General features: G+C 47.1%; 18 protein-coding genes. 11 read left to right on the top strand and 7 right to left on the bottom strand.

Going from position 1 to position 26109, the window contains the following annotated elements:
• Nucleotides 1-20 precede the first annotated feature (20 nt).
• The 4 genes from H6570_08655 (at nucleotide 21) to H6570_08670 (ending at nucleotide 6422) form a co-directional block, all read left to right on the top strand.
• Entirely contained in the window at nucleotides 21-1796 is a 1776-nt protein-coding gene (locus H6570_08655) for an SGNH/GDSL hydrolase family protein (protein MCB9319338.1), read from the top strand.
• A 64-nt stretch (nucleotides 1797-1860) separates the two neighbouring features.
• On the top strand, nucleotides 1861-3813 hold the full coding sequence (locus H6570_08660; GenBank protein MCB9319339.1) for a T9SS type A sorting domain-containing protein: 1953 nt from the start codon (nucleotides 1861-1863) through the stop codon (nucleotides 3811-3813).
• Nucleotides 3814-4214: 401 nt separating this feature from the next.
• Nucleotides 4215-4514: a TM2 domain-containing protein gene (locus H6570_08665; protein ID MCB9319340.1), complete on the top strand. Its 300-nt coding sequence runs from the start codon at nucleotides 4215-4217 to the stop codon at nucleotides 4512-4514.
• Between the two features lie 150 nt (nucleotides 4515-4664).
• Nucleotides 4665-6422 carry an HYR domain-containing protein gene (locus tag H6570_08670; protein MCB9319341.1) on the top strand — a complete coding sequence of 586 codons (1758 nt, stop codon included), beginning with the start codon at nucleotides 4665-4667 and terminating at the stop codon, nucleotides 6420-6422.
• A gap of 13 nt (nucleotides 6423-6435) precedes the next feature.
• Here H6570_08670 and H6570_08675 read toward each other — a convergent pair whose 3' ends face one another.
• Together H6570_08675 and H6570_08680 are read right to left on the bottom strand one after the other, a co-directional pair.
• Entirely contained in the window at nucleotides 6436-6903 is a 468-nt protein-coding gene (locus tag H6570_08675; protein ID MCB9319342.1) for a hypothetical protein, read from the bottom strand.
• Nucleotides 6904-6982: 79 nt separating this feature from the next.
• On the bottom strand, nucleotides 6983-7627 hold the full coding sequence (locus H6570_08680; protein MCB9319343.1) for a hypothetical protein: 645 nt from the start codon (nucleotides 7625-7627) through the stop codon (nucleotides 6983-6985).
• A 429-nt stretch (nucleotides 7628-8056) separates the two neighbouring features.
• Between H6570_08680 and H6570_08685 the strand changes: the two genes are divergently transcribed.
• From H6570_08685 to H6570_08700, 4 genes are all read left to right on the top strand, one after another.
• A complete protein-coding gene (locus tag H6570_08685; GenBank protein MCB9319344.1) occupies nucleotides 8057-8653 on the top strand; it encodes a YceI family protein in 597 nt (198 codons plus the stop codon).
• 45 nt (nucleotides 8654-8698) lie between these two features.
• Nucleotides 8699-10060 (top strand): hypothetical protein, encoded by a 1362-nt coding sequence (locus tag H6570_08690; GenBank protein MCB9319345.1) that lies wholly within the window; start codon nucleotides 8699-8701, stop codon nucleotides 10058-10060.
• 155 nt (nucleotides 10061-10215) lie between these two features.
• Entirely contained in the window at nucleotides 10216-10839 is a 624-nt protein-coding gene (locus H6570_08695; protein MCB9319346.1) for a YceI family protein, read from the top strand.
• Between the two features lie 110 nt (nucleotides 10840-10949).
• Nucleotides 10950-11882 carry a methionyl-tRNA formyltransferase gene (locus tag H6570_08700; GenBank protein ID MCB9319347.1) on the top strand — a complete coding sequence of 311 codons (933 nt, stop codon included), beginning with the start codon at nucleotides 10950-10952 and terminating at the stop codon, nucleotides 11880-11882.
• Here H6570_08700 and H6570_08705 read toward each other — a convergent pair.
• Together H6570_08705 and H6570_08710 are read right to left on the bottom strand one after the other, a co-directional pair.
• Entirely contained in the window at nucleotides 11851-12069 is a 219-nt protein-coding gene (locus H6570_08705; protein ID MCB9319348.1) for a hypothetical protein, read from the bottom strand. The genes H6570_08700 and H6570_08705 overlap by 32 nt on opposite strands.
• A 136-nt stretch (nucleotides 12070-12205) precedes the next feature.
• On the bottom strand, nucleotides 12206-13672 hold the full coding sequence (locus H6570_08710) for an ABC transporter ATP-binding protein (GenBank protein ID MCB9319349.1): 1467 nt from the start codon (nucleotides 13670-13672) through the stop codon (nucleotides 12206-12208).
• 94 nt (nucleotides 13673-13766) lie between these two features.
• Here H6570_08710 and H6570_08715 point away from each other — a divergent pair, with 94 nt between their 5' ends.
• A complete protein-coding gene (locus H6570_08715) occupies nucleotides 13767-14663 on the top strand; it encodes an ABC transporter ATP-binding protein (GenBank protein MCB9319350.1) in 897 nt (298 codons plus the stop codon).
• On the top strand, nucleotides 14660-15472 hold the full coding sequence (locus H6570_08720; protein ID MCB9319351.1) for an ABC transporter permease: 813 nt from the start codon (nucleotides 14660-14662) through the stop codon (nucleotides 15470-15472). Before H6570_08715 ends, H6570_08720 begins: the two co-directional genes overlap by 4 nt.
• Here H6570_08720 and H6570_08725 read toward each other — a convergent pair.
• Nucleotides 15469-17289: a M1 family metallopeptidase gene (locus H6570_08725; protein ID MCB9319352.1), complete on the bottom strand. Its 1821-nt coding sequence runs from the start codon at nucleotides 17287-17289 to the stop codon at nucleotides 15469-15471. The two genes, H6570_08720 and H6570_08725, sit on opposite strands and share 4 nt — an antisense overlap.
• Nucleotides 17290-17419: 130 nt before the next feature.
• Here H6570_08725 and H6570_08730 point away from each other — a divergent pair, with 130 nt between their 5' ends.
• Entirely contained in the window at nucleotides 17420-17977 is a 558-nt protein-coding gene (locus H6570_08730; GenBank protein ID MCB9319353.1) for a hypothetical protein, read from the top strand.
• Between the two features lie 698 nt (nucleotides 17978-18675).
• Here H6570_08730 and H6570_08735 read toward each other — a convergent pair.
• Both H6570_08735 and H6570_08740 read right to left on the bottom strand, forming a co-directional pair.
• Nucleotides 18676-23802: a T9SS type A sorting domain-containing protein gene (locus H6570_08735; protein MCB9319354.1), complete on the bottom strand. Its 5127-nt coding sequence runs from the start codon at nucleotides 23800-23802 to the stop codon at nucleotides 18676-18678.
• Nucleotides 23803-24089: 287 nt separating this feature from the next.
• Nucleotides 24090-26099, bottom strand: coding sequence for an HDIG domain-containing protein (locus H6570_08740; GenBank protein ID MCB9319355.1), 2010 nt, complete (start codon nucleotides 26097-26099; stop codon nucleotides 24090-24092).
• Nucleotides 26100-26109: the final 10 nt, after the last annotated feature.

The raw sequence follows: 26109 nt of genomic DNA on the forward strand, positions 1-26109 counted from the left end.
TTCCGAACCAAAACAAATTGATGATGGGCTTTTCATTAAGGCGGACGATTTCCATTTCATTCATTCTGATCTGGACGACTTACATTTCGGCACAAGTCAGCTGGTGGAATCCGGCACAAACCAACCAACAGTTCATTGAAGGCGTTGCCTGGCCGTCCGAATCCGTATCGCCATACGACCGTTTGCCGGCACGTGCACAGGCAGATGTCCGTGAACCCGTTTGGAATCTGTCGCATCACACGGCAGGATTATCCATTCGTTTCCGATCCAACGCCTCATCCATCATCGTGCGGTATCAGGTGGATGGTAATCTGGAAATGCCCCACATGCCTGCTACCGGAGTCAGCGGCCTGGACTTATACGCCATTGACAGCGACGGCAACTGGCACTGGTGCAGAGGCAGTCGCCAGTTTAAAGACACCATCGTGTATCGTTTCTCCGGTATGACGGCCAATGACAGGTACCATGAGCTCGGTCGTGAATACCGGATGTATCTACCGCTCTACAACCATGTCACCTGGCTCGAAATTGGAGTTGATCCCGAGGATTATTTTGAACCGCTACCGGTGCGCCCGGAACTGCCCATCGTAGTTTACGGAACGTCCATTGCTCAGGGTGGCGTCGCATCCCGTCCTGGCATGGGCTGGACGAATATCCTGGCGCGCAAGATGGATCATCCCCTGATCAACCTGGCCTTCTCGGGCAATGGTCGTCTGGAGCCGGAAATCATTGAATTACTCACGGAGATCAAAGCAAAGATTTACCTGATCGATTGCCTGCCAAATCTCACCGATTCGACCACCTACCCGGATGATGAATTGACCCGAAGAATTCTGCATGCTATCCATAGGCTTAAAGAAGTTCACCCGGAGACGCCCATTTTGCTCGTTGATCATGACGGCTATACCGACGGCAGCCTTGACCAAAGACGTCGCCATTCCTACGAGCGGGTCAACCGGATCCAGCTACAAGCCTATCAGGCTCTCAAAGCAGAAGGCATATCCAGCTTATATTACCTGGTGAAAGACCAGATCGGGATCGAAATGGATGATATGGTCGACGGCACCCATCCCAGCGACCTGGGCATGGAGCACTACGCTGAGGGTTTTGAAAAGGCGTTGCGAACCATTTTACACGAACCTGTCGGAGCCGTTTCCACCACCCAACCTTGTACGCAACGGCGGGAACCAGGCAATTACGACTGGGAAATGCGCCACCGGGAGATCCTGGCCATGAATGCCACCACTCCTCCTAAAATGGTCATCCTGGCCAACTCCATCGTTCATTTCTGGGGCGGTGAGCCCAAAGCCCCTATTGTACGGGAGGAAGCCAGCTGGTCCAATAACTTCACGCCCATGGGATTACGTAATCTTGCTTATGGATGGGACCGGATTGAGAATGTTTTGTGGCGCGTTTACCACGGTGAACTGGATGGCTTTGATGCCGGGAAAGTCATTGTGATGATCGGAACCAATAATCTGCATTTGAATACGGATGATGAGATTCTTACCGGACTGAGCCTGTTGATCGATGCAATACGGTACCGGCAGCCAGGGGCAGAAATTCTTTTGATGGGACTCCTCCCCCGCCGGGATTACGAAGCACGGATCGTAGAGCTGAATCTGTGCATTGCCCGGTTGGCCGGCGACCACGATATCCGTTTTGGAGATGTCGGCTCCGTGTTCTTGCAACCAGATCACAAGATCGATGAATCCCTGTTTTCCGATGGGCTGCATCCGAATGCGGATGGGTACAGAAAATTTGGATCGGCATTACTTCCGTTAATAAAGCCCTAAATTCATCCCGGTTGTTGAACTTTGCAATCATTTTACGGATTTCTAATCCATAACTGATCCTGGTATGAACACACATTTAAGGCCTTTGCTGTTGCTGGTTTCTATCGTATTAGCCACCATTCCAGCCTTCACCCAGCTTGATCCTGCTACAGATCTTCAGCATGCTGAGATGAAATCGGCATCACGCCAACAACTAATTCAAACCCTGGAAACCCGTGAGACCGGATCCAACTTCGACATCCACTACGAGCGTATGGACTGGGCCATAGATCCTGCTGTGAATTTTATACAAGGTACCGTTACAACCTACTTTACGGCACTCGATGCGCTGGACCGGTTAGATTTTGACTTTAATTCCGGGTTGACGATTGATTCGATCGTATATCATGGACTTACCCAAAGTGACTTTGTTCAGCTCGAGTCACAGATCCTGGAGATTGGATTGCCGAAGGTAATAGCATCCGGTCAGTCCGACAGCATTTCCATCAGCTATCACGGAGTACCAACCGGTGGTGGGTTTGGTTACTGGGTACAAAGTAATCATCAGGGTACACCGATCATCTGGACATTATCCGAGCCGTATGGCGCCAGCAGTTGGTGGCCGTGCAAACAGGACCTGAGTGATAAGATCGATAGTATGGACATCCTGGTTACGACGCCAAATGCTTACCGGGTAGCCAGTAACGGAGTATTAATCAATGAGATTCCGGTGTCAGACAGCATGACCCGCCACCACTGGCAGACCCACTACCCCATCGCTTCCTATCTTGTTGCACTGGGTATCACCGATTATGCGGCTTATTCTGATTATGTACCCGTCCCGGGGCAAGCGGACATCGAGGTGCTGAATTATGTCTATCCTGAAAACCTCGATGCAGCCATCAATCAGACCAACCAGGTTATCCCGGTGATGCAGCTGTACAATGAATTATTTGGCCTCTACCCTTTCGCCAAGGAGAAATACGGACATGCTCAATTTGGCTGGGGAGGGGGTATGGAACATCAGACCATGACTTTCGCTTACAATTTTTCCTTCCTGCTGATCTCCCATGAGTTGGCACATCAGTGGTTTGGTGATAAAGTGACCTGCGGAACCTGGCAGGACATCTGGTTGAATGAAGGATTTGCCACCTATTGTGAAGGACTATGCTACGAACACGGCCTTGGCAATCAGGACTGGCAGCAATGGCTTACCGGCAAGATTGCCTCTGTCACCAGCACTCCCGGTGGATCGGTATTTGTGTCGGATACATCCTCTGTTAATCGCATATTTGACAGCCGACTGACTTACAATAAAGGAGCCCTCTTGCTCCATATGCTGCGATGGAAGCTCGGTGATGAAGCATTTTTCGCAGGTATCCGGTCCTATCTGAACGACCCTCAATTAGCTTATGGCTTCGCACGCACAGAGAATCTAAAACAGCATCTGCAGGCATCCAGCGGACAGGATCTGAGCAATTTTTTTCAGGAATGGTATTATGGAGAAGGCTTTCCCTCCTACCACATTTCCTGGGAGCAGACAGACGACCAATTACAACTCACAGTGGCACAATCTACCTCATCAACTACCGTTGATTTTTTTGATATGCCATTACCCATCCACATATTTGGAGACGGTCATGATACGCTGATTATCCTGCAACATGATCACTCCGGTCAGGAGTTTACGATCCCCGTAAGTTTTGCGGTCACCGGCTTGGAATTCGATCCGGATCACTGGTTGATATCGGCCAATAATACGGTGACACAGCAGACATCAGCTCAGCAACCGGCTCTTGCTCCTTATTCCATCCGGGTATTTCCCAATCCGGTGGGCACTGTGCTCTATGTCAAGGTTCCCGGGTCTGGCAACCAGTCTTATACCATCACAGATGTCACTGGCAAAAAGCTGAAACAAGGTTTTGTGCAGGAAGGGATCAATGCAATTCCGGCTGCGGACCTCATCCAGGGGATTTATTTGTTGCAGATCTTCAATGCAAATGGAGCCTGGACAGAGAAGTTTATGAAACTGAACTAGCGATCACGAGCTGATCCGGATGTGGCATCTTAAAAGAAAAAGGCACCTTCTGCAAAAACAGTTGATGCCTTATAAGTACATTCCATGTAGTCGTTTAGCGGATAACAATGGCCTTTCATTATAAACGTATGAGAGGCGCGCTCCGTCCACTGAGTTGGAGGTAAAAATATTATCGCTGCATTGCCGGATAAGTTCTCAGTCTGAATTGTTGTAATCCAAAGAGCATAGGGGTATGCCAGGAAATGATGTATCGTCATAGAAAATGATGCATCATGAAACAAATGATTAAATACACACTCTTCATGGTGGGATTGCTGGTCTCGCAACCCGGCTTCGCCATTCACCGGACCCCTGTTCCTGCAGCGGACGCCATTGCAGTTGATCAGGCTCGATCGCAGCCGATGTCCAAAAAAAATGTTCGGCGGGAACAGCGTGAGGAACGCCGTCGCGCCTGGATTTCGAAAATGGTGGAACGTGGCGGTGAAAATCAAATTATAGTGGCCGTGCTCCTGGCGTTATTTCTGGGGTGTTTGGGCATTCACCGGGTGTATCTGGGAGGAAGCTGGGTTTTGATCCTTGCGTACTTTTTTACTTTCGGTGGTTTATTTGGAATCCTCCCACTGATCGATCTCATCCGGCTTGCGGCTGGTGGTATCGACCATTACATTGATAATAACCGTTTTTTCGCAGCCTTCGAGTGATTTTAAAATGTGCCAGAGCATAAAATTCCAGCAAATTTGTACATGAATCCTGATTCCTGGTTCGGGCGGAAAATCCCCTGGCTCAACAACCTTTAATGTGACGTTTGATCGGTGAATGGTTTCTTTGCTAAACCTTGAAAAACGCACACTATGTTGACACGATCAAACAGCCTGGTGGTATCCGGTGCAATTCTGGTGGTCTATGTGTTATTTACCAATTACGCTGCTGCACCGCCTAATGGAAGTACAAATGCACCTTTTAACGGTTTTTGTACTGATTGCCATAGTTCCAGCTCGGCTTTGAATGGAACGGTTTCCATTTCCGGATTACCACAAGAAGTAGCACCTGGTCAACTCTATCAGGTGAGGCTGCGGGTAAAAAGCACGACCGGTGTCCCTGTTCTGGGTGGGTTTGAAGCCGTATCCGTTTACACAAGTACCAATCTGAATGCCGGGGATTTCATTTCGACCAGTGCAGACGTTGGCACATCGACCAGTACGGGAAGGGAATATATAGGTCACCGGGGCGCCAAACAATTTCAAAGTGATTCCGTGACCTGGACCTTTAACTGGCAGGCTCCTCCGAATCCCGGAAGTAATTCCATTACTATTTATTATGCTGCCAATATTACCAATGGAAATAACCGGGACAATGGTGATCATCCGGTTTCCGGTTCTGCTGTATTCTCTATAACGCCACTCCTTCAACCCTTAACTGCCGGAATTCAAAATCAAACAGATGTCAGTTGTAAGGGAGGATCCAATGGTTCGGTATCCCTGGTTGCCAGCGGAGGAAACCCTCCTTATTCGTACCAATGGTCCAATGGTAATAGTAGCTCAAACATGGAGAACCTTAGTGCGGGAGATTACCAGGCCACGGTTACAGACAATGACGGGAGCATGATAACCATACCTGTGATCATCACTGAACCTGAAGCATTACAATCAACCATTTCCATAACCAATCCCTCCTGTGTCAATGCCACTGATGGATCAGCCACCCTACTGGTGAGTGGTGGCACACCGCCTTACATTTATAAGTGGTCTACCGGAAGTACCACACCAACAATAAATAACCTGCATCCCGGGACTTATGGGTTAACCATAACGGATGCAAACAATTGTTTGACAACCTCGGCCATTGTATTGACTGATCAGGATACGATACCGCCAACCCTCATGGTTCATGATCTTACCGTATATCCCGGCCCGGAAGGCAACTCTACTTTTTCGGTAAATGATGTGGTCAGTTCCGTGATGGATAATTGTAGTCTGGATAGTCTGTGGGTTGACATTCCGACTCCCCTATCCTGCGCGCAAGAACCAGTTTCCGTAACAGTCAACGCCATCGATGATGCCGGTAATTCCAGCCAAAAAACCGTTCAATTAACAATCGTGGATACCTCCGCACCAGTATTGGTCTGCCCGGAGTCCATTGAAACCGATAATCCGGAAGTGCAGTACAACGCTCCGGTTGCATCCGATAACTGTGAATTGGATATAGTAGCCCATATTTCCGGGTTAGCAAGCGGGAGTTTGTTTCCGGAAGGAACAAGTTCTATTTCTTATATAGCGGCGGACGCTGCAGGTAATACCAGTCGTTGTTCATTTACCATAACGGTCCATGGTAATACCAGCGCCCGTAAGGATGCCTCGATTGCTGGAATCAAAATCTATCCAAATCCATTTGAACATAATTTGAAAATTGAACTGCCCACGAACAATGTCCAGGACATCCAACTGGTATTATATGATTTACAATCCAGGGTAGTAAATTTATTCCAGGTGAAGGACCTGGTGGGGCCGGTCATTGAATGGAATGATCTCACCTTTCCGGAAGGGACTTACGTGCTGGATGTCCGGATCGATGGGATTCACCACTTGAGCAAGGTCATTAAACTGAAGTGATACCTGATTGGGGTCATTCGATGTATTCCAGAATTTTCAACAGGTCTTCTTTACGTTTGATCGCTCCGGCCGGAATAAAAAACCAGGTTTTGTCGGTTAGGTGTAATTTGATGTGATCAGACCGCTTTTCTATCCTGGTTATGGATGTATAAGGAACTTCAACCTTACCCAATTGGGTCGTTTGAAAAAGCGATTGAGGATAAAATTCAAAAGACTGTGGGGCAAACAATGCCTGATTTTTCCGGCTCTGGACATAATGCCGGTATTCCTGGTAGATGTAGATCAAATAAAAAATCAAGCCCATGAGGAGAACAATGCCTACCCTGGCAAAACCAGAGACCATATTTATTACAATCAATAGCAGGAGGGGCCACAGCCACCAGGTGCTTTTCCGGTATTTTTGTATCAGAAGTAATTTCATGTATTGCTTCTGATCGATGTGAAATTGCCTGGTAGATACAGGTGTTATTGGATCCTCCATGATTTATTCTTCAGACAGGCAAAAAAAAGAGCTTTATTCGGGGAAACAAATAAAGCTCTTTGCTTCTGGAATACCAAGATTAGTTTCCCAGGTCGTCCGATCCGGTTATTGCTAACGATTTTAACCAACTGACGGTGCTTCGTGCTCCCGGATTTTCATTGATGGCATTATGAAGACCTGACATTTCCAGTGTTACCTGGTAGTAATAATTGGGTGTCGGTCCGGTAGATAAACTTGGATGTCCGCTTCCACAGGTCGTCTGACTTTCAATTTGTTTGTCGTAGCCGGTGTAACCGAAATAATAAGTCGTACTGGATTTAATTTCATCCGGAGATGGCGTTACGGTACCATAAGCTGAATTCTTGTTGGCTTGATAGTGAGGTAAAATATCGGCAAAGGAGATCTCTTTGTTTACGGTTGCTGAGCCCATAATCCGCACGAGATAATCCAAAGCGACTACGTTCGATTGGAAGTCAAGCTGGTTGATAGGCATGGTAAAGCTCCTGATATCCCCTTCATTACTGATAATCCATCCCGTGGCATCACTCTTGTTTTCCGGTACATTCAGAACAGTAAACAATACCGGATGGCTGACGGAGGTCTCAAAGAATGCTTTGGCTTTGGATTCTTTGTCAAGTGAGGACACAGGTGCCGGGTTCTCTTTGGTGCAGCCGGTCAAAACCAGGGTGCCTATAACGAAGAGAAATCGTAAAGCTTTGTACATAACCGGGGTATTTTATCCAATCAAAACAATTAGTATCTGTTAATATAAGGCATTTATAGTGTCCATCAAATCAATTTTTAATTGATCCCATGAAAAAAATGAACAATATTTCATTTGCCTCGTCATTTTGGTGCATCAGCCATACCGAACATTACCGACCTCCATCGGGATCGTTCCGTGAAATTGTATTAATTACAGGTAACCATATATAATTTGCCTATACACCTGGACAGGTGGTTTTTACTTCGAAATAGGAATATTTTTGCAAAATATATGCCAATGACCACCCGGTTGGAAAACGTGCCGGTCGACAATTGTTTTTAAGCCAGATCAGCCAGTAGTGTGATGAAGGTCACACCGGGGCATTGACGATCATCATCATTTGGGGATTTTCCGGCTTCTAAATTTGTGGTACAAAATCTAAAGAACATGAAACGCATCAGCCTCACTCTAATCATTCTCTCACTAGCGATTTCGTTCTCCATCGCCCAGAAACCGTATATGCTTACATCAGGGGATCTGGAAGTACTGGGAACCTCCACATTACACGACTGGACATCCACGGTTAAAGTTATGAGCGGTAAAGCTCAACTGAATATCGATGATCAAAATGTACTATCGGGTATCACCAGTTTTACCTGGTCCTGCAAAGCCACTGACCTGATTAGTGAACATGGCAGCATCATGGATAAAAACACCTGGAAAGCCATCGACACCGAACACTACCCTACCATCAGCTACAAGCTTAAAAATGTAGAAAAGATCACACCTTCCGGAAATGGTTGGGAATTAGCCACGGTAGGAGATCTGACGCTACATGGAGTAACCAAGACCATCCGGATGAATGTCAAGGCAACTGTAAATGCAAACGGTGTGATTACCTTTACGGGTTCGCACGCGATGAAAATGACAGACTATAAAGTTGAACCACCTACCGTCATGCTGGGTACCCTGAAGACCGGCGACGAACTTACGATCAAGTACAACATAAACTACGCATTCGATAAAAACATGGCTTTGAAATAAGCCACCTATTTGCACCAATTAACAAAAAATTCAAAATCCTCAGCTATGAAAGCGAATAATTCACTCAGATCCCTAGTCCTCTCACTGGCTTTGTTATTGCCTTTCGGGATGATGCTGAATGCCCAAAAAGTAAACTTTTGGAGACCTTACGGTCAACAAGGACTGAACATTTTCGAACCTGGTAAGGCAGACACCGTTCCATTTGAAGGTTTGAAAGTACGTATTGGTGGAGCATTTGCTCAACAATACCAGGGCCTGGAGCACAGCAACGAAGCAACTGCAGTTACAAAAACAGTTGGAGGAGTAGAATACAACCCAAATCAACTGTATTCACTTGGTAAAGGCTTTAACCTGGCCGAAGCCAACATGTACATCGATGCACAATTGGATGATGGTATTCGGGTAGCCGTAGAAGGTTACATGTCAGCCCGCCACCACCAGGAATTTTGGGTAAAAGGCGGTTACATCCAAGTGGACAAACTGCCGATGTTCGGAAACCCGGAATGGTTTACCAAATATTTCCGTGCCAAAATTGGCCACTTTGAAGTCAACTATGGTGACCAGCACTTCCGCCGCACGGATGGTGGTAATGCAGCCTGGAACACCTTCGTAGGCAACTACATCATGGATGCTTTTGCAACTGAAATAGGTGGTGAAGTCTACGCTTTCCCAACCAAAGACATTACCGCAATGGTGGGACTGAGTAGTGGATTGATCGGTGGCGATATCGCAGCCGGTACTACCAAGAAGCCTTCGGTTTATGCCAAATTGGCTTACGATAAGCAAATTTCCGACAACATGCGCTTCCGGATCTCCGGTTCCGTATATGCCAACAAAGAATCAGGTCGTAACACACTGTATGGTGGTGACCGTACCGGTTCCCGTTTCTACCTGGTTATGGAAGCAGCGCAGTTTGTACCTCGTGGAGCAACCACCTTGTCAAGTGCAAACGCTACGGATAATGCCTTCTCCGGCAGGATTAACCCTGGATTTTCTACCAACGTAACGGCTGTTCAAATTGCTCCATTTGTAAAAATTTCAGGTCTTGAAGTTTTTGCAACCTTGGAACAAGCAAAAGGCTACGCCAGCAGTGACCCGAAATCAGAAGGTGAATTCGTAAAACGTAAAGCCACCCAGGTAGCTGTTGAAGGTATTTACCGCTTCCTGCCTCACGAGCAAGTATATGTGGGTGCACGTTACAATACCGTAAAAGGACAATTGAATGCAAGAATTTCCGGAGACCAAAGCGTAAACCGTATGGAATTGGTCGCTGGATGGTATCCAACTAAAAATCTGCTTCTGAAAGCTGAAATAGTCAATCAGAAATACGTTGATTGGCCTACTGATAATATCTTCTACAAAGGACAGTTCAATGGTTTCATGATTGAAGCAGCTGTAGGTTTCTAACCCCTTGCTTCCATGACTTTTGGTGCAGTCTTTAGATAATGTAAAGAGGTTCTATTGAAAAATAGGGCCTCTTTTCATTTTATCCTGCCTCATACTTAGGAAAGTATTCAAGGGTTTTAATGAATTTTGGTTTCTTGTAAATTGTTATGTGCAAAATGATCCGCAGGAAGAAATATTTTAACAACACATCCATGGGCAGGTTCCTGTTACTAGTTGTCTTTCTGATAAAAGTTAACCTGACCGGCTATGCACAGCAGTATGTACTTGAAGATAAAAGCACAGTAGTCCTGAAAGGATCCAGCACCGTAAATAATTTTACCTGTTCCTGCCAGGAAGAATGGCCTGTACTCAAACCCAGCCTGGTAAAAGGTGACAACCGGGTTGATTTCAGCAATACGAATCTCGTCATTGATATCAAGAACCTGGATTGCGGCAACCGGATGATGAATAAGGATCTGCAGTCTACGTTAAACGCAGATAAATATCCTTCCATCACCGTATCCCTTCTGGTCGCAAACGGAACCGGTGTGGGCTTGATCCAGGGAGCCTGGCAAACCATCAAGGCGCAATTGAAACTCAAGCTCAATGGCAATGAAAATGCCTACTGGACGACCATTGATGCCAAACGGATCGATGACCGGAACTTGCAGTTCAAAGGAATCCTGGACCTGAAAATGACTGACTTCAAGATCATTCCTCCCCGGCCTTTCCTCGGAATGATCGTAGTTCATGATGAAATGGAAGTGAATTTGGACCTGTATATTCGCCAGGTCAACTAAAGCTTTGTCCTACTCAACCATTTTATCAGGACGCTGATAGTCTGTTTGATGTACATTATCAAATCAAGAACATGGACCCGATCAAACCTTCCGCACTACGTATCGTATTTATGGGAACACCCGACTTCGCAGTGCCATCGCTGAGACTCCTTCATGAGCAAGGTTATCAGATTGCCGGTGTTGTTACTGCAACGGACAAATTGGGTGGCCGGGGTAAGAACCAAGTCATTGCTTCTCCGGTAAAAATATATGCACAGGAACACCACCTGCCTGTTTTACAGCCTAAAAGTTTAAAAAGTCCCAAATTTTTGCGGGAGCTTGAAACCCTCAAACCCGACATCCAGATTGTGGTTGCATTTCGGATGTTACCCGAGTCGGTGTGGAATCTTCCACCGCTGGGAACATTCAACCTGCATGGCTCATTATTGCCACGATACCGGGGTGCGGCACCCATCCATTGGGCTGTCATTCACGGTGAAAGGGAAACTGGACTTACTTCATTCAAATTGCAACATGAAATCGATACAGGCAGTATTTTGCTCCAGCGGAAAGTGCCTATCGGTGTTGAAGATACCACCGGTACGCTGTACAACCGGATGAAAACAGTTGGAGCCGAGGTTGTGCTGGAAACAGTTCAAACCATCTGCAGAGGGAAATACCACCTTTATCCGCAGGATGACCGGGCTGCTTCCCAGGCACCTAAACTGTTTACACAAGACGCAGAGATCGATTTCAACCGACCTGCCAAAGAGGTTTATAATTTTATTCGTGGTATGTCACCTGTTCCGGGAGCATGGACCACCATAGACGGAAAAGTCGTAAAAATCTATTTTGCAGAACCCGTGTCTTTGGATTCCAATCTATTACCAGGGCAAATCAGGACCAATCAGCGCAATTTCCTGGAAATCGCTACCCGAGGTGGCGCTGTGCGTGTCAAGACCATACAAATGGAAGGAAAGCGGGTAATGGACATCAGGACTTTTCTAAACGGGTATGCCGTAAAAGACCTGGTTACAGAGCCATCATTGAATGAACCATCCTGAAGACTACTTCGACCACATTTTCATAATGAATATCGAGTGCACGTTCAGCAAGATTCTGGGTCAGGTGATAAACACCGTGGTGAGCAATGTCGGCTTGTCCGGAGGTTTGAGCAATGTACACTATGGAAGGAATGCTCAGCAATAACAGCGCTCCAAATAAACCATAGATCAATTTCTTCTTTACCATGAGTACTTTGTAGTTTCCTATAATACGTTGCAAAGCTACGAATGGTTACATGGAAGGTCACATTTTTTCGACCTAAATAACAAATAATTAATACCAAGGATAGTAACATCATTATAAACATCCCGCCTATAGGAGGCTAAATTTTACCATTGGCGGCATCCAGCAATGCCATAGTGACAGGATTTTTTGGATTGGAGAGCATGGATGGGGTTGGACCAGATTCTACAATCCGACCCTGGTCCAGGACATAAAGACGATTACAAACTTGTTGCATCCAGGTGATGTCATGACTAATAAAGAGTACTGAAAGTTGTGACGTGCCGGTTATATGCTGTAAGGTATGGAGGGTTTGATACTGGTTGTCTTCATCAAGACTGGAAATTGCTTCATCTGCGATCAATAGTTGGGGTTGCTTCAGTAAGGCCCGAATGATCGCAAGCCGTTGCCTTTCTCCCCCGGAGTAATATCCGGGTAGCCTGTCCAGAGCCAATCCTTCCAGGCCAAATGCAGCGAGGAGTGGCTTCCAGGGCTCATTGTTGATCTCGGATGGCACTATGGCATCCTTCAGCTGCTCCAGAACCGGTAATCTGGGATTCAAGGACGTATAAGGATTTTGAAAGACCAGCTGAATGGCGTTTGATTGAGCATTGCGGCTCATGGACCGGACCGGTTCACCCCGGAAAATAATACTTCCCTGCTGCAATGGGATCAGACGCGTGATAACCTTTGCCAATGTGGACTTGCCACCCCCGCTGCTTCCGATCACGCCGACCCATTCTCCAGGATGCACTGTAAGGTCAATATCCCGAAGTATGGGCACCCTTCTACCCCACCCTTTTGCACGATAATCAAAGCCGAGCCCGGAAACGTCGAGCAAGTTTTCTTTGCCGACTGGATCCAATGGTTGCAGTTTACAGGATGGTGGCTTCAGATCGCCTACCACTATGCTTTTTGTTGCCAGGGTTTTGGACAGGCTGACATCATGGGTTACCAGTAGAAGACCCAGTTTTTCACTCTTCTGGAGCCGGATCATTAGTTCTATGATCTTCTTTTGGGTGAGTTTATCCAGATTGGAAGTAGGCTCATCCGCAATGATCCACCGGGCACCTGTTGCCAGTGCTATCGCCAGTAATGCACGCTGTACTTGTCCACCGGACAATTCATGTGGAAATCTGTCCAGCATATCAGGACCCAACTCCACTGCTTCAAACCACCTGTCCATCTGTGAGCGCTCGTTTGGTTTGCCTGCAAGGGATAGCGCATCCCTGAAGGATTTTGAAATTTTGCGTAATGGATTGAATGCCAGATCGGTTTCCTGAGTCAGGTAAACCATCTTTCCGGCGTTCCATGCTGTTCGTTCCTTCTCGGACTTGGTGGATAGTTCCTGACGTCCTTCATCAGAGATGTACGAAACATATCCGGTAGCGTGCAGGTTTTCCGGTAGTATGCCGGAAATGAATTTGCAGATGATGGACTTGCCGGCACCGGAAGAGCCAGTCAGGGCGACAATCTCGCCCTCCTGCCAGGTCAGAGCCAATTTGCCGACAAGTTCTTTGCCCTGGTCGGTGGTAATGGAATCGATATGTACGTGGATTTCGCGCAAGCCTTACTGGTCTGAATGGCACCTTTCATCCAAATATCCGTAATCCTCATCGAAATCATCCTATTCCAGAAAATGAATTCGGTAGATTCGGTTTATGGGAAATGTATTGACTATACGGGGATTGACCAAGTCATACGGCCCGATCGTGGCGCTCGATCACCTCGACCTGGATGTAGATCACGGTCAGGTCTGGGGCATACTGGGGCCAAATGGCAGTGGCAAGACTACCACGCTGGGTATCATCCTTGGCATTCTACACGCACAATCCGGTGACTTCACCTGGTTTGATGGAAAATATGGCTGGGAGTACCGTAAACAAATCGGAGCTATCCTTGAAACGCCTAATTTCTATCCTTACCTGAATGCGCTGGAGAATCTGAAGATTATCCAGCACATAAAGAAAAGTTATGATGATCCGATCGAAGAATATCTTGAACTGGTCAAGCTGTCTCACCGCAAACATTCACCCTTCCGTACCTATTCTCTGGGGATGAAGCAGCGCCTGGCCATAGCCTCCACGCTGATCGGATCTCCTCAGGTGTTGATCTTCGATGAACCAACCAATGGACTAGATCCGGCGGGGATTGTAGATATCCGTAATACCTTGTTACAGATTGCGGCGATGGGGAAAACTGTCATCATGGCCAGCCATATTCTCGATGAGGTGGAAAAGATCTGTTCCCATGTCGCCATCCTGATGCAGGGAAGGTTGCTTAAGGCGGGTCGGGTAGGCAATATCCTAACAGAAAACCGGATCATTGAAGTTGGTTGTGCGGACCTGGCAGATTTGAAGCTAATATTATCCACTTTTCCCGGCATCATCAAGTTGTCTGAAAAGGAGGATAAGTTGGAGCTGGAGGTTAGTCCTGGTACCGACCTGGCCGAAATAAACCGGATGGCTTTTAATCACCATCTGGTACTTACCCACCTACGTGAAAAAGCCAATCGGCTGGAAGATGAATTCCTTACCCTAATTGCACAAAACGGATGATACGCTATTTACTGACATTGGAGTGGCTCAAGTACCGGAACAATGGCCTGGTAAAAGTGCTTCTCTTATTTTTTGTTATCAGCCAGAGCTTTCTGTTACTTACCGGTAAGAAGTTCCCGGAGCTACCACCACCTTTACCGGCGCCGTCCGCCATCTTTGAGTTTCCCTCTGTTTACGTCTATCAGGGATACATAGGTAACTGGCTTGCTTTTATTCTGTTAGGGTTTCTGGCCATTTACATGACTTCATCGGAATTCAGTTCAAAGACTTTCCGGCAAAACCTGATCACCGGATTAAGCCGTAGTCAGATGTTTCAGGCCAAACTTTATACAATCCTGATGATCAGCACAGTGGCTACCTTGTTGTATTGGATCAGCTGCCTGGCATATGGTTTGATCCATACACCCGATATTACCATTGACCTGATCACGGAACGCTGGGAGTGGGTTCTACGATACTGGCTGATGTGCCTGGGTTATATGAGTTTCGCCTGGATGCTGGCAGTGGTCTTCAGACGTTCAGCCCTGGCAACGATATTTTATCTAACCTATGTCTTGTTTTTAGAACCTATCCTGCGCTGGGCCGTACACTATCAATTGTTCAATCACCGCAGCATGCTTTTCTACCCGATGAATGCCATTGAAGATCTCGAGCCCAATCCTTTTTTCGAATATGCCGATGCTATTCAGCAGAAGGACATGCCCTTCCCACTTTTCCTGCAACCCTGGGAAGCAGTGCTTACATCCTCCATTTACATCGTCATTTTCCTCTTCATCACCTACCGGGTGATCCGTCGCGCTGACCTCTAATTGGCCGGAAAAATATTGTTGCTCAGATCAACGTCCGCCACCCGTTGGCTGGGATCCAGTTCAATCTTTTCGACATCCTGGTGCTTAACAGGGATCTTGAACTGATATTGCGGATGAGTCCATGGCCAGTCCGGTAAAAGTTGAAATGGATGGCCTTCCCATAGCTCCTGTTTTTCTCCCCGCATGAGGGTCAGTGGAATGGTAAAGGCAAGTGGTTGTCCCCCTTTTCGTTGCACGATAACGTCCTGTGGCATCGGCATCAACCCGATCCGTCTGAGGGTAATAAGGGTGGAATCCCCTGCTGCCTCTATATTTTCGATGGCATAATCGATGGTATGTGTGGTGTTGACCATATACTCTTTATACCAGTCGAGCTCCAGGCCGGATTCTTTTTCCATGATGCGGATAAAGTCGTTCGCATTCGGATGTTTGAACTTCCAGGTATTGAAATAGCGGAGCAGACCCCGGTCAAAAGCTGGCTTTCCAATGACGTATTCCAACTGGTTAAGGAAGATCTGGCCTTTGGTATAGGATCCCATTCCGTAAGCCGAATTTGTCTGGAAGTGATCGGCATGCGTTGAAAGTGGCTCTTCAGCTCCGGATTGAGTAAACCGGGTATAGCCGGCATAAACCCGCTGAAAAGGGTTGTCACTTGGCGTGCCGGCAATGATTTTATTTCGGACCAGATAGTCCATGATCCGCGTACTGGCATAGCTGGTATAGCCTTCATCCATCCAGGCAACCAGGCTCTCGTTGGTCCCGAGTACCATCTGGTACCAGCTGTGCATTAATTCGTGGGTAGCCACGCCTACCAGGCTGCCCAGGGAGCGTTCACCGGTGATCAGCGTGGCCATGGGATATTCCATGCCTCCGTCTCCACCCTGAACGAATGAATATTGTTTGTAGGGATACTTCCCGAAATTGCGGTCAGCATAGGAAAAAACACTGTCCATAATCGACCCCAACTGGGGCCAGGAGTCTTTTGTGCGGTCATTTTCCTGGAAGAAAAAATGCAACTCGGTACCATCAGCAGCTTTGTGCGTTAAATGACGGTATTCCGGATCGGCGGCCCACATGAAGTCGTGTACATTCGGTGCCAGAAAATGCCAGGTCAACTTTCCGTTCTGATCTTTCCGGCTGGGATTCGCACAATAGCCATGACCGATCTCACAGGGATTCTGGAGATATCCGCTACCACCGATGGTGTAGGAAGAGTCGATGGTAATAGTCACATCAAAATCGCCCCATACACCATAAAACTCCCGGGCTATGTACGGGTCAGCGTGCCATCCCTGGTAATCGTATTCGCACATTTTCGGATACCACTGAGCCATGGAATAAGCGATGCCTTCGGCATTGTCACGTCCGGAGCGGCGGATCTGTATGGGAACCTGGCCGGTGAATTCCATCTCGAGGACGGCAGAGGATTGCGGCATAATGGGTTCGGCAAGCTTAACTTCCAGGATGGTATTTTCATCCTGATAGCTAACCTCTGTTCCGTTTTGCTTCAGGGATTGGATGTGTTGGTAACCGATCTCATCTGGTTGCAGCCGGGAAATCCTGCTCCCTACCCTTCCGTCGGGATCTGCGATGGTACGGCTACGTACATCCATCATACTGTTGGGCTGAAAAGCATTAAAGTAGAGATGATAGAATACCCGGTCAAGGGTATCCGGTGAATTATTGAGATAAACCAGTCGCTGTGTACCTTTGAATTGATGGGTTTTAACGTCAAAGTCAATCTTCATTTCATAGCTCACACGCTGTTGCCAGCGATCGGGCTGAGCATCAGCATTCAGAAAGAATAGCCCCAACATCAGGGTAATGAAACAACGAAGCCGCCGGATGTCCCTGATCATAGATATTCGCATTGGATTCATCAATATTTGATTATTTGATATTTGAATTGGATATTTGTAACCTTAACTCGACATCAAAAGTAGAACAATGCACAAAATACAGAAACAAACTGCTTGGTGGATTTTCGTATTGGTTGGAATAGGAGTACTATCGCGGCTCATACCGCATATGTATAATTTTACGCCATTGGGCGCCATTGCATTGTTCAGCGCTGCTTATGTTGGCCGTAAAAGTCTTAGCATTTTGGTTCCAGTCATCACCCTGTGGATAAGTGACCTCCTGCTTAATAATTTCGTTTACAGCGAATATGTAAGTGGATGGGGACGCTTTTTTGGTTTCGGCTGGTCCTATCTGGGTTTTCTGTTGATCGTTGGACTCGGGTGGTTGACGTTGAAAAAAATCAATTTGTGGACGGTGCTGGGTAGTAGCGTAGCTGCAAGTGTCGTTTTCTTCCTGGTCTCCAATTTTGGCAGTTGGCTGGGCAGTACCATGTATGCACAAAACACCAGCGGATTATTGATCTGCTATGCCGCCGGTATTCCATTCTTCTGGAAATCACTTGCCGGAACGGTCTTCTTCTCTCTCGTTTTCTTCAACACCTTTGAATGGTCAAGCTCCCGGAAGCTGATCTGGGAAAAAGCCTGATTGCTCCGTAGTCAGGGAAAAGTAAGTTTAATCAGAATTATCCTATTGTTTCGAACTCCCGTACTGAGGTCTTTGTGAGTGGGACTGCTTTGTTCACTCGAACACGGACATTTACACGGATATCAGAGTGGAGAGAGCGAAGAGGGCGAATGAAATGTACTTCTTGAATGCTTTGATCAGTCGCACACTGACATTCACACGGATATCAGAGTGGGTTGGAGAGTGAGCGTGAAGAACGCAAGTGAAATGTACTTCTTGATTGAATTGATAACTCCCACACTGACGTTCAAACGGATAACAGGTTGGAGTGAGAGAGCGAAGAGGGCAAGTGAAATGTACTTTTTGATTGATTTGATAACTCCCACACTGACGTTCAAACGGATAACAGAGTGGGTTGGCGTGAGAGAGCGAAGAGGGCGAATGAAATGTACTTCTGGATTGCTTTGATCGGTCGCACACTGACGTTCACACGGATAGCAGAGTGGGTTGGAGAGTGAGCGTGAAGAACGCAACTTCTTGATTGAATTGATCACTCCCACACTCACACTCACACGGATATCAGGCGGGTTGGGGTGTGAGCGTGAACTTCGTGAGCTACATCAGTTTGGGTTAGTGTTTGAGTGAATGGGAAATAAAAAAACTCCCTGCAGGGATCAGCCACAGGGAGTCTTTTTCTGAAATGGTTTTGATAATGGGTTTTATTGAATCTTCAACATTTTCTGCTGCAGTGTCAGTTCGGCAACTTTCAGTTTTACATAGAGCAATCCGGTATGCCCGGCAAGATCCTCAGCAGAAATCCTGAGCTCGTTGTATCCTTTCTTACATTCAACCTGCTTCACAAATACTTGTCTGCCCTGAATGTCGTAGACTTCCATTTCCGCTTTACCATCTTTTGGTGCGATTATACCGATCATGGTCTGATCGCTGAATGGATTCGGATAGTTCTGGTACATATACCAGCCATCAACTGCATGGTCCAGCGTGGAGGACTCCCATCCTACCCTGAGTACTTCGGTCAGATTAGGCCGGTAGGCTTCTGCTGCGGTGACCAATGAACCTAACTGAATAGCTTCTTCAGCAGGTGCCTTGGTATTGGACTCCAGTTGAATGTAGAATAGCGGCTCCGGAGAGTTGGAGAAGGTTTTACCTTTCTGATCCAGGGTGACCGTCATCAACCCTGGTTCAAGAACAGCAAACATGCTTTGGTCTACCTGGATGCTTCCCGAAGAAAGTCCGAGGAATTTGACATCATGTCCGGAAAGGGTGAACTGAGCACCTGCTATTTTATCCGATAAATTGTATGCATAAACTGGAACATCCAACTTCGTGTGTGGTGTCAGATCAAAGTGGTTCGTTGTAAGGTTCCAGGTTTCGTTGGTGCGTACCTCTACAGACTGTAAACCACTTGCAGAAGCGCTTCCATTGACATCTCCAACCTTGACAGCTACGAAGTTCATGCCGGTTTTATCTTCGCTGATATCCTGCATTGGTCTCATTTCTGAAGCATTCCATGGCGAATAGATATCCGCAAAAGAATAATCGGAAGCTACAAACCGCCAACTTGTGTTGTTCGGCATTTGGTCGCTGTATCCCAGGATAATCTTACGCAATTCAATGATGTCCACTGCTGTAATGGAATTTGATTTATTGATATCAGCAGCGAGCATCTGGTAGGGAGAGGTCAACTTCTCAACGCCCAGTATGTGTTTTTGGATCTGTACTATATCCAGGGTTGATAACCCATTGACCGGATCATCGTTCTTATAGGGACGGATCCGGTAATTTTCATGACCCGGGATATTGGTAAATACATAGGTGCCGGTGTTCGTCGTATTGGAAGTGAAAGCAAACCCAGGTGCTTCAATGGACACCTTCACGTTTTGAACCAACTGTCCTTTTTCTGTTTGGATGGTTCCGCTGACAGAATAAGCAGTCAGTGAAATGTCTTTACACGGTTGATCTGAACCATTCTGCAACCGGATGTATGTTGAACAGAAGTCCTGGTTACCAGCTTCATCGGTTACCCAGAACATCACCTCGATCAGCTCATTCAGATTGAAGTAAACATCATCACAATCAAATACTTTACAGCTGTCATCCGGATTCTCTGTGAAGCTAAATTTAAGCTTGCCCTGCTCCGTACAGTTATCATAACTACCGGCATCCAGATCAGCGGCACAAATGGTGATCGTCTTGGAACTTGGCATGATCACAGTTGCGATACCATTATAGCAATATGGTGTAGGCTTCTTGCAATCCATGATACTGAAGGTCGTATAACAACTGTCAGCGTTACCACATCCATCCGATCCGATCAACCATACTCCATATTCCCCAACCGGCAATTCTTTCTCCAGGACAGAACCTGATCCATAATAAACCGGAACGCCGGAAGCCATTACAATATGACGGTAAACGATTTCATTCGCGGGAGTACAATTGTCTGAACCGCTGGCCAGCAAATCATAATTGACTGTAGCCGCATCGCAGTTATAATCGAATATGCAGGTGGGCTCCAATGTATTACAGGAAATTTCAGGAGCAATCTCATCAATCACCTTGATGACCTGAAGATAGGTCATGTATCCGTCACCGTCATCCTTCAAATTACGGTGAACACAGCAGCGATCAGCAGATGCTACCAGGCGATCGTCAACAATAACATCCGGATAACGACTGTGAATATCCGGTGAAAAGACACACCAATCGATCAATTTCCAGGTCCGCAGGATCTTATAACAGCCTTCGGTTGTCTCAAACTTTTCATCACTGTAGGTCACACCGATCAATTCGCAGTCATCGTCACTGATGACAGGATATCCAGCTCCTTCTGTGCTGGCATCGAGATCGGTCTCCTCATCACAGGTCACAACCACATCTTCCGGGAAGATGACTTCGAAATCGGAGCGGGGAAGAACAACCAGTGTCTGATGATCGTACGAAGTGTTGCCACACTTGTCGACAGCAGTAACGGTTTTGGTCAGTGTACCTACACCGCATTCATTAAGGCCTCCCTCAATGACCTCTTCGTATTCAGGTGCCCAGCAGTTATCCGTAATGACCCAGTCAGCTGCTGTTTCATCAAAATAATGGCGGGGATCCGGATGTGCGCCATCATCCTGCCCAGTTTGGTAGTCTGCATCGTATTTATCGAGCATCAGCCAAAGCCGGCAATAGATGGGCTGCCAGCTGTGCGTGTCATACCAATCGGAATAGTCATCACAAGATGGTTTACCGGTATAACTGTAATCATCTCCACAGGCTGAACCGTGATAATATCCATAAACGCTATTCCATGGCACTTCTACGCAACAAGCGCTTAAATTGTCATCATTGGATGTACTGGGTAATCCTGATGCCCCGGAAGATACAAAGGGGTCCGAACAGTAGCTGGTCAGGACATCCTCATTCCAGCATACATCATGCGTGAATTGCGCACCATGGCCGGTAACTTTATAGGTCTTGGTACCACCGGCATAGGGCTTTGTGAGTTCCCACCAGTAAGGCACACCATCACAGTATACGGTAATGTCATCCGGAGCGATCACGACCGGAGGTTGTTTGTCGTCCTTCCGGACCTCGATCATACAATCGTTGTACAGGTGGGGGAAAGCCCACCGCTTGCTGATACTCAGACTCCAGGTAATCGAATATTCGTCAGGATAGGTGTCAACAACCCGGCTGTGCCATTCATTGTAAATTGGGATCAACCCACCATAACCACAAACGGGAGCTGCAAAAGACCCATGATCTTCAGGAGAGAAGCAAGTGATGCCATAAAATTCAGGTTCCCAGAGAATTGGGTTATGGAATGAGACCAGTTCACTGGTTGATTTGCCTGTTGTGGTCATGAATGTCGAAGCAGCCGGAACAGATGGGGTAAGATCCACAAAATCACATGAAAAACCAGGACGCGGATCGCCATAGTGGATGTATTCGTCCAGTTTGTACATGTACCATCCTGCAAACTTCTCGGACAGATTCCACCAATACCATTCGTGTTCGCCACCATAGAACAGGTGCGGATCATAAACAGGAAGGTCGCATGCTTCGTAAACACGCAATACCAGTTGTTCACTGCCACATTCGGTTACGTCAATGTAATCGTCAAAAACAAAAATGTTGATCCACTCTTCGATGACCTCATCAATTTCAGTGCTGTAATGGTGGTAATCGTAAGGATCCAGGCATCCAGCGAAATATTCATGCCAGTAATTTCTCCAATAAGTAATCGAGTCCATACTGGCTACTGCAAAATGCAGCTGATCGCAGCAATTGTCATGGCTGCCATCGTCCAGATCTTTGGCATAAACGCGGGCCCAGCAATTATCCGGATCCAGCGTTACCTGCGTGATCTCATCACATATCGGGTCTGGTGGAGTGTTATCGAAAATGTTAGCACCCTGAACCAGTTTGGTCTCATTCCAGCAACCGTCACGAACGGTGTAAACCACGCAATACCACCCGTAAGGCAGATAGACATGCGCCGTTCCGCCAGCGGGTATGGACCCGGATTCAATAATCGTTTTTCCGGGATGGGTGGGATCATCGTAGACGATTTCATACAAGACTTCAAATTCATCGTCACAGTCCTTCACGATGTGCGGGCGGGGATCCGGAAGGGTAACTCCGGATTTACAATCGTGGGGTGATACATCGGCAGTCAAAACATTACATACGAGCCATGCATTCAGACTCGACGCTTTATCATAGACGGATTCCGGTATAAAATCACAATCGCCAGAACTGGAGTTACCATCCATTACATGGAGGTAGTCAGAACTGAATTCGGGACCTTCCGTATCCTGAAACTTAAACCATTGTATGCACTGGGTATCCCGTTTCGTACACCAGTCGAATATGTCCCAAACCCGGCGGATCTTGTAGGATTTACCGCAGGTTGTCAATACATAATCGGTGTATTCGTAGACGATCATGCACTTGCCGTCGTTATTAAATTTGGGACCGTCATCGGTTCTCTCCGGTAGGAGGAAACCATCCGGTTGATTGGGATCAGTACTTTTAAGATAGGGTGCAGGGAATAATCCGCTATCATCCGTGGGCCATGGATGTGCATATCCCTGTGCATCCAGGTAAGTATCTCCGTCCTTGCCGGTATTCCACAGTAATTCCACAAATTTATTGTCCCGGTAAACGACGGTGGTACATTCCAGTAGCGTATCCGGACCACAAACCAGGCTATCCAGGGTCTCTTTCAGAATAAACAGGGTATCGGCGCAGACTTTGCTATTGCCCCATACGTCCGTTGCTGTTATCTCCCGTGCAATATACCCAATCAATGCCGGATCCTGATCGCAATCGTAGGACTCCCATCGGGACTGGATATCAACTTCTCCACGGCCAAAATAAGTGCCGCAATTATCCTGGGTGCGTACAGTCTTGGATTCAATGTCCGAACGCAGACAACTGATGGTGTCATTACTACAATCGATGATGGGAGGATACTTGTCTTCCACACGGATAGAACCCCAGCAAACATTGCGGGTATCCTGATCGATGAGACGATAGATCATCGTATACCCAACTAATCCGGCATCAACATAATCCCGAGATGGATACAAACTATTGAACTCCGCATAGGGATATTCCAATTCTAGTGTAAGATTGTTGCAGACCAGGATATTACTGGGTGAAACATCAGCAGGCACTACTTGTCGCTGGCAATTGCTGTTTAAGGAAATGGTTACCTGATCCTGGCAAGCCAGTTTACACTCATCGGCAATTTGTGCGGATCCGGTCTGCACTATCAAAGCCCCAGCTACTACTCCGAAAATCTGTGAAACTAGGCGTGTAAAATCCCTCATTGCTAAACTGATCTGGTCATCAAATAATCACGTTATTCAAACCTGCAGGTTCAAATGCTGTAGTTTTCTTTGATGAGGATCGTTCGTCTGAGACAGGACATCGCAATTGTTGAAAGTGAAATTACATTCACAGTCCACGATTGGATGGTTACCGTGTTAAAAGTACGAGGATGGGTTGAGAATACCTAGGAGCTTTCGGACTATTTTTTAAGCTAACTCCTTATAAATTAATCATTTCTGTCATATTAGAGCAACCCCGAATGTGTAAATGTTTCGCTCTTATCTGCTTACTCGTAGGCTACACGATGATGATAGATGCTTTGCAGATTTTGCTTGAAGGATAAATTGCATTTGACGATGTCACTGAATGTAAGTGGAGTGTTATCAAGTTGCCCCTGCTCTATTTTATCTTTAATGATCTGGTCAACCAGGGTGTTTAGTCTATCCGGAACCGGGTCCGGCAAGCTTCTGGCTGCCGCTTCGATACTGTCAGCCAGCATCAGAATACCCTCTTCTTTAGTCCTGGGTTTGGGTCCGGGATAGGTGAAATCGGATTCATTGACCTGGCCTTCCGATTCCTTGCTTTTTTGGGCATAAAAATACCGTGTCATGGTGGTGCCGTGATGGGTCTGGATAAATCCGATCAGCACCCGGGGCAGGTAAGCCTTTTCAGCCAGCCGGACGCCTTCCGGGACGTGGCCCATTATGATTTTTGCGCTCTGTTCGGGAGTGAGTTGGTCGTGCGGGTTGCCTCCCAATTGGTTTTCGATGAAAAACTCAGGGTGTTCCATTTTTCCGATATCGTGATAATAAGCGGCGGTTTTCAGTAAATCACTCTGTGCACCTATGGCTTTTCCGGCAGCTTCCGCCAGATTAGCGACCTGTAGACTGTGCTGTAAAGTTCCCGGCGCCTGTACAGAAAGGGCCCGGAGCAACGGATGGTTGAGGTCAGCGAGATCGATCAGGGTTATGGCACTGACCTGGCCAATCAATCTGCCCACAATTGGTATGAGGGGATAGGCCAGCAAAGTGAGGAAGGTACCGACACCAAGCCAGATCAGGATATACCAATCCGCAACGTCATACAATCCTTGTTTGATCAGAGTCAGGGCTACATACATCAGTATTGTGACGGCGCCCACCCAGATGATCGCAAAGAAAAATTCGTTCAGTGACCGGGTACGCTGTAGCCGGAAAGCTGCCGTGATTCCCGCAACAATGTGGATGAGCATGAATTCGAATCCGAGTTTGGAGGCCAGGCTAGCCAGCAGGACAGTGATCAAATGTAAGATGATGGCCAGGCGAAGATTAAAGAAATGCACCATCACAATGGGGACGATGGCGAAAGGAATTAAATAGCTGGAAAGCCCGTTCCGTTCGATGATCAGGACCAGCAGGGTATAGAGTAAGGGCCAGGCCATAAACAGGAATAACGTCCTGGGCCGGTTAAATACTTCCGATTCATAGGCATACAGGTAATATGTCAGTAGCAATAACACCAGCGATGCAGCCATCCAGAACCCGGCGAATGCCTCCCAGGCGCGGGCCTGATTGAAGAATTTGTTGTTGTTCGCCTGTTCGTAGGATACAAGCGTCTGGTATAATTCCGGTGTAATGATCTCGCCTTTGCTGACGATGCGTTCACCCCGGGAGATGAGGCCCTCCGTTTCAGGAACCTGAGCGATGGCCAGATTCTTTTGCAGCGTAGTTTCCGTAGAATCGAAAAAGACGTTTGGCTTTAACGCTTCCTTTAAAATGACTTGCAATTTAGCACCCTGGCCGTTTGCGGATATCCCTTTGGCTGCGATTTCAAGGGCCTCCTGATCACTTATGAGCGATGTACCCCAAATTTTGTAGAGAACATCGTGTTGGACCAACTGGATCATGCCTTCCGGCACGGCGTCACTGGCATCAAAAATGCCAACATGACGCAGGGAATCCACCCGGTTAAGGACCAGCAGATAAGTCAGTGGAGTTTTCAGTGGCATAGCCTGGAGACTATCCCTGATAGCACTCCATCCGGATGAATCGATCGTTTGCCGGTAAAAAGGTAAAAAACTGGCTTCAATAGCTTTCTCTTCCTGAGCAATGGATGCCGGATCTTTTCTTACCGGAAAGCTGAAAGGAGCATCCAGGTCATCGTAGGACCAGCTTTTTCCCAGTGTGAAATCATACTGGACCTCATTCCGGTTGTTAACGAGAAAGGCAAATAAAAAAGCAGTTATGAGTGCAAATGGGATACGGTTGAGCACCCTGGTAAAGTTGTTGGGACCGGGATGAACTGATTTTTCCTGCATGAAGTCGTTC

This window comes from Lewinellaceae bacterium (assembly GCA_020636135.1).
Lineage (GTDB): Bacteria > Bacteroidota > Bacteroidia > Chitinophagales > Saprospiraceae > JAGQXC01.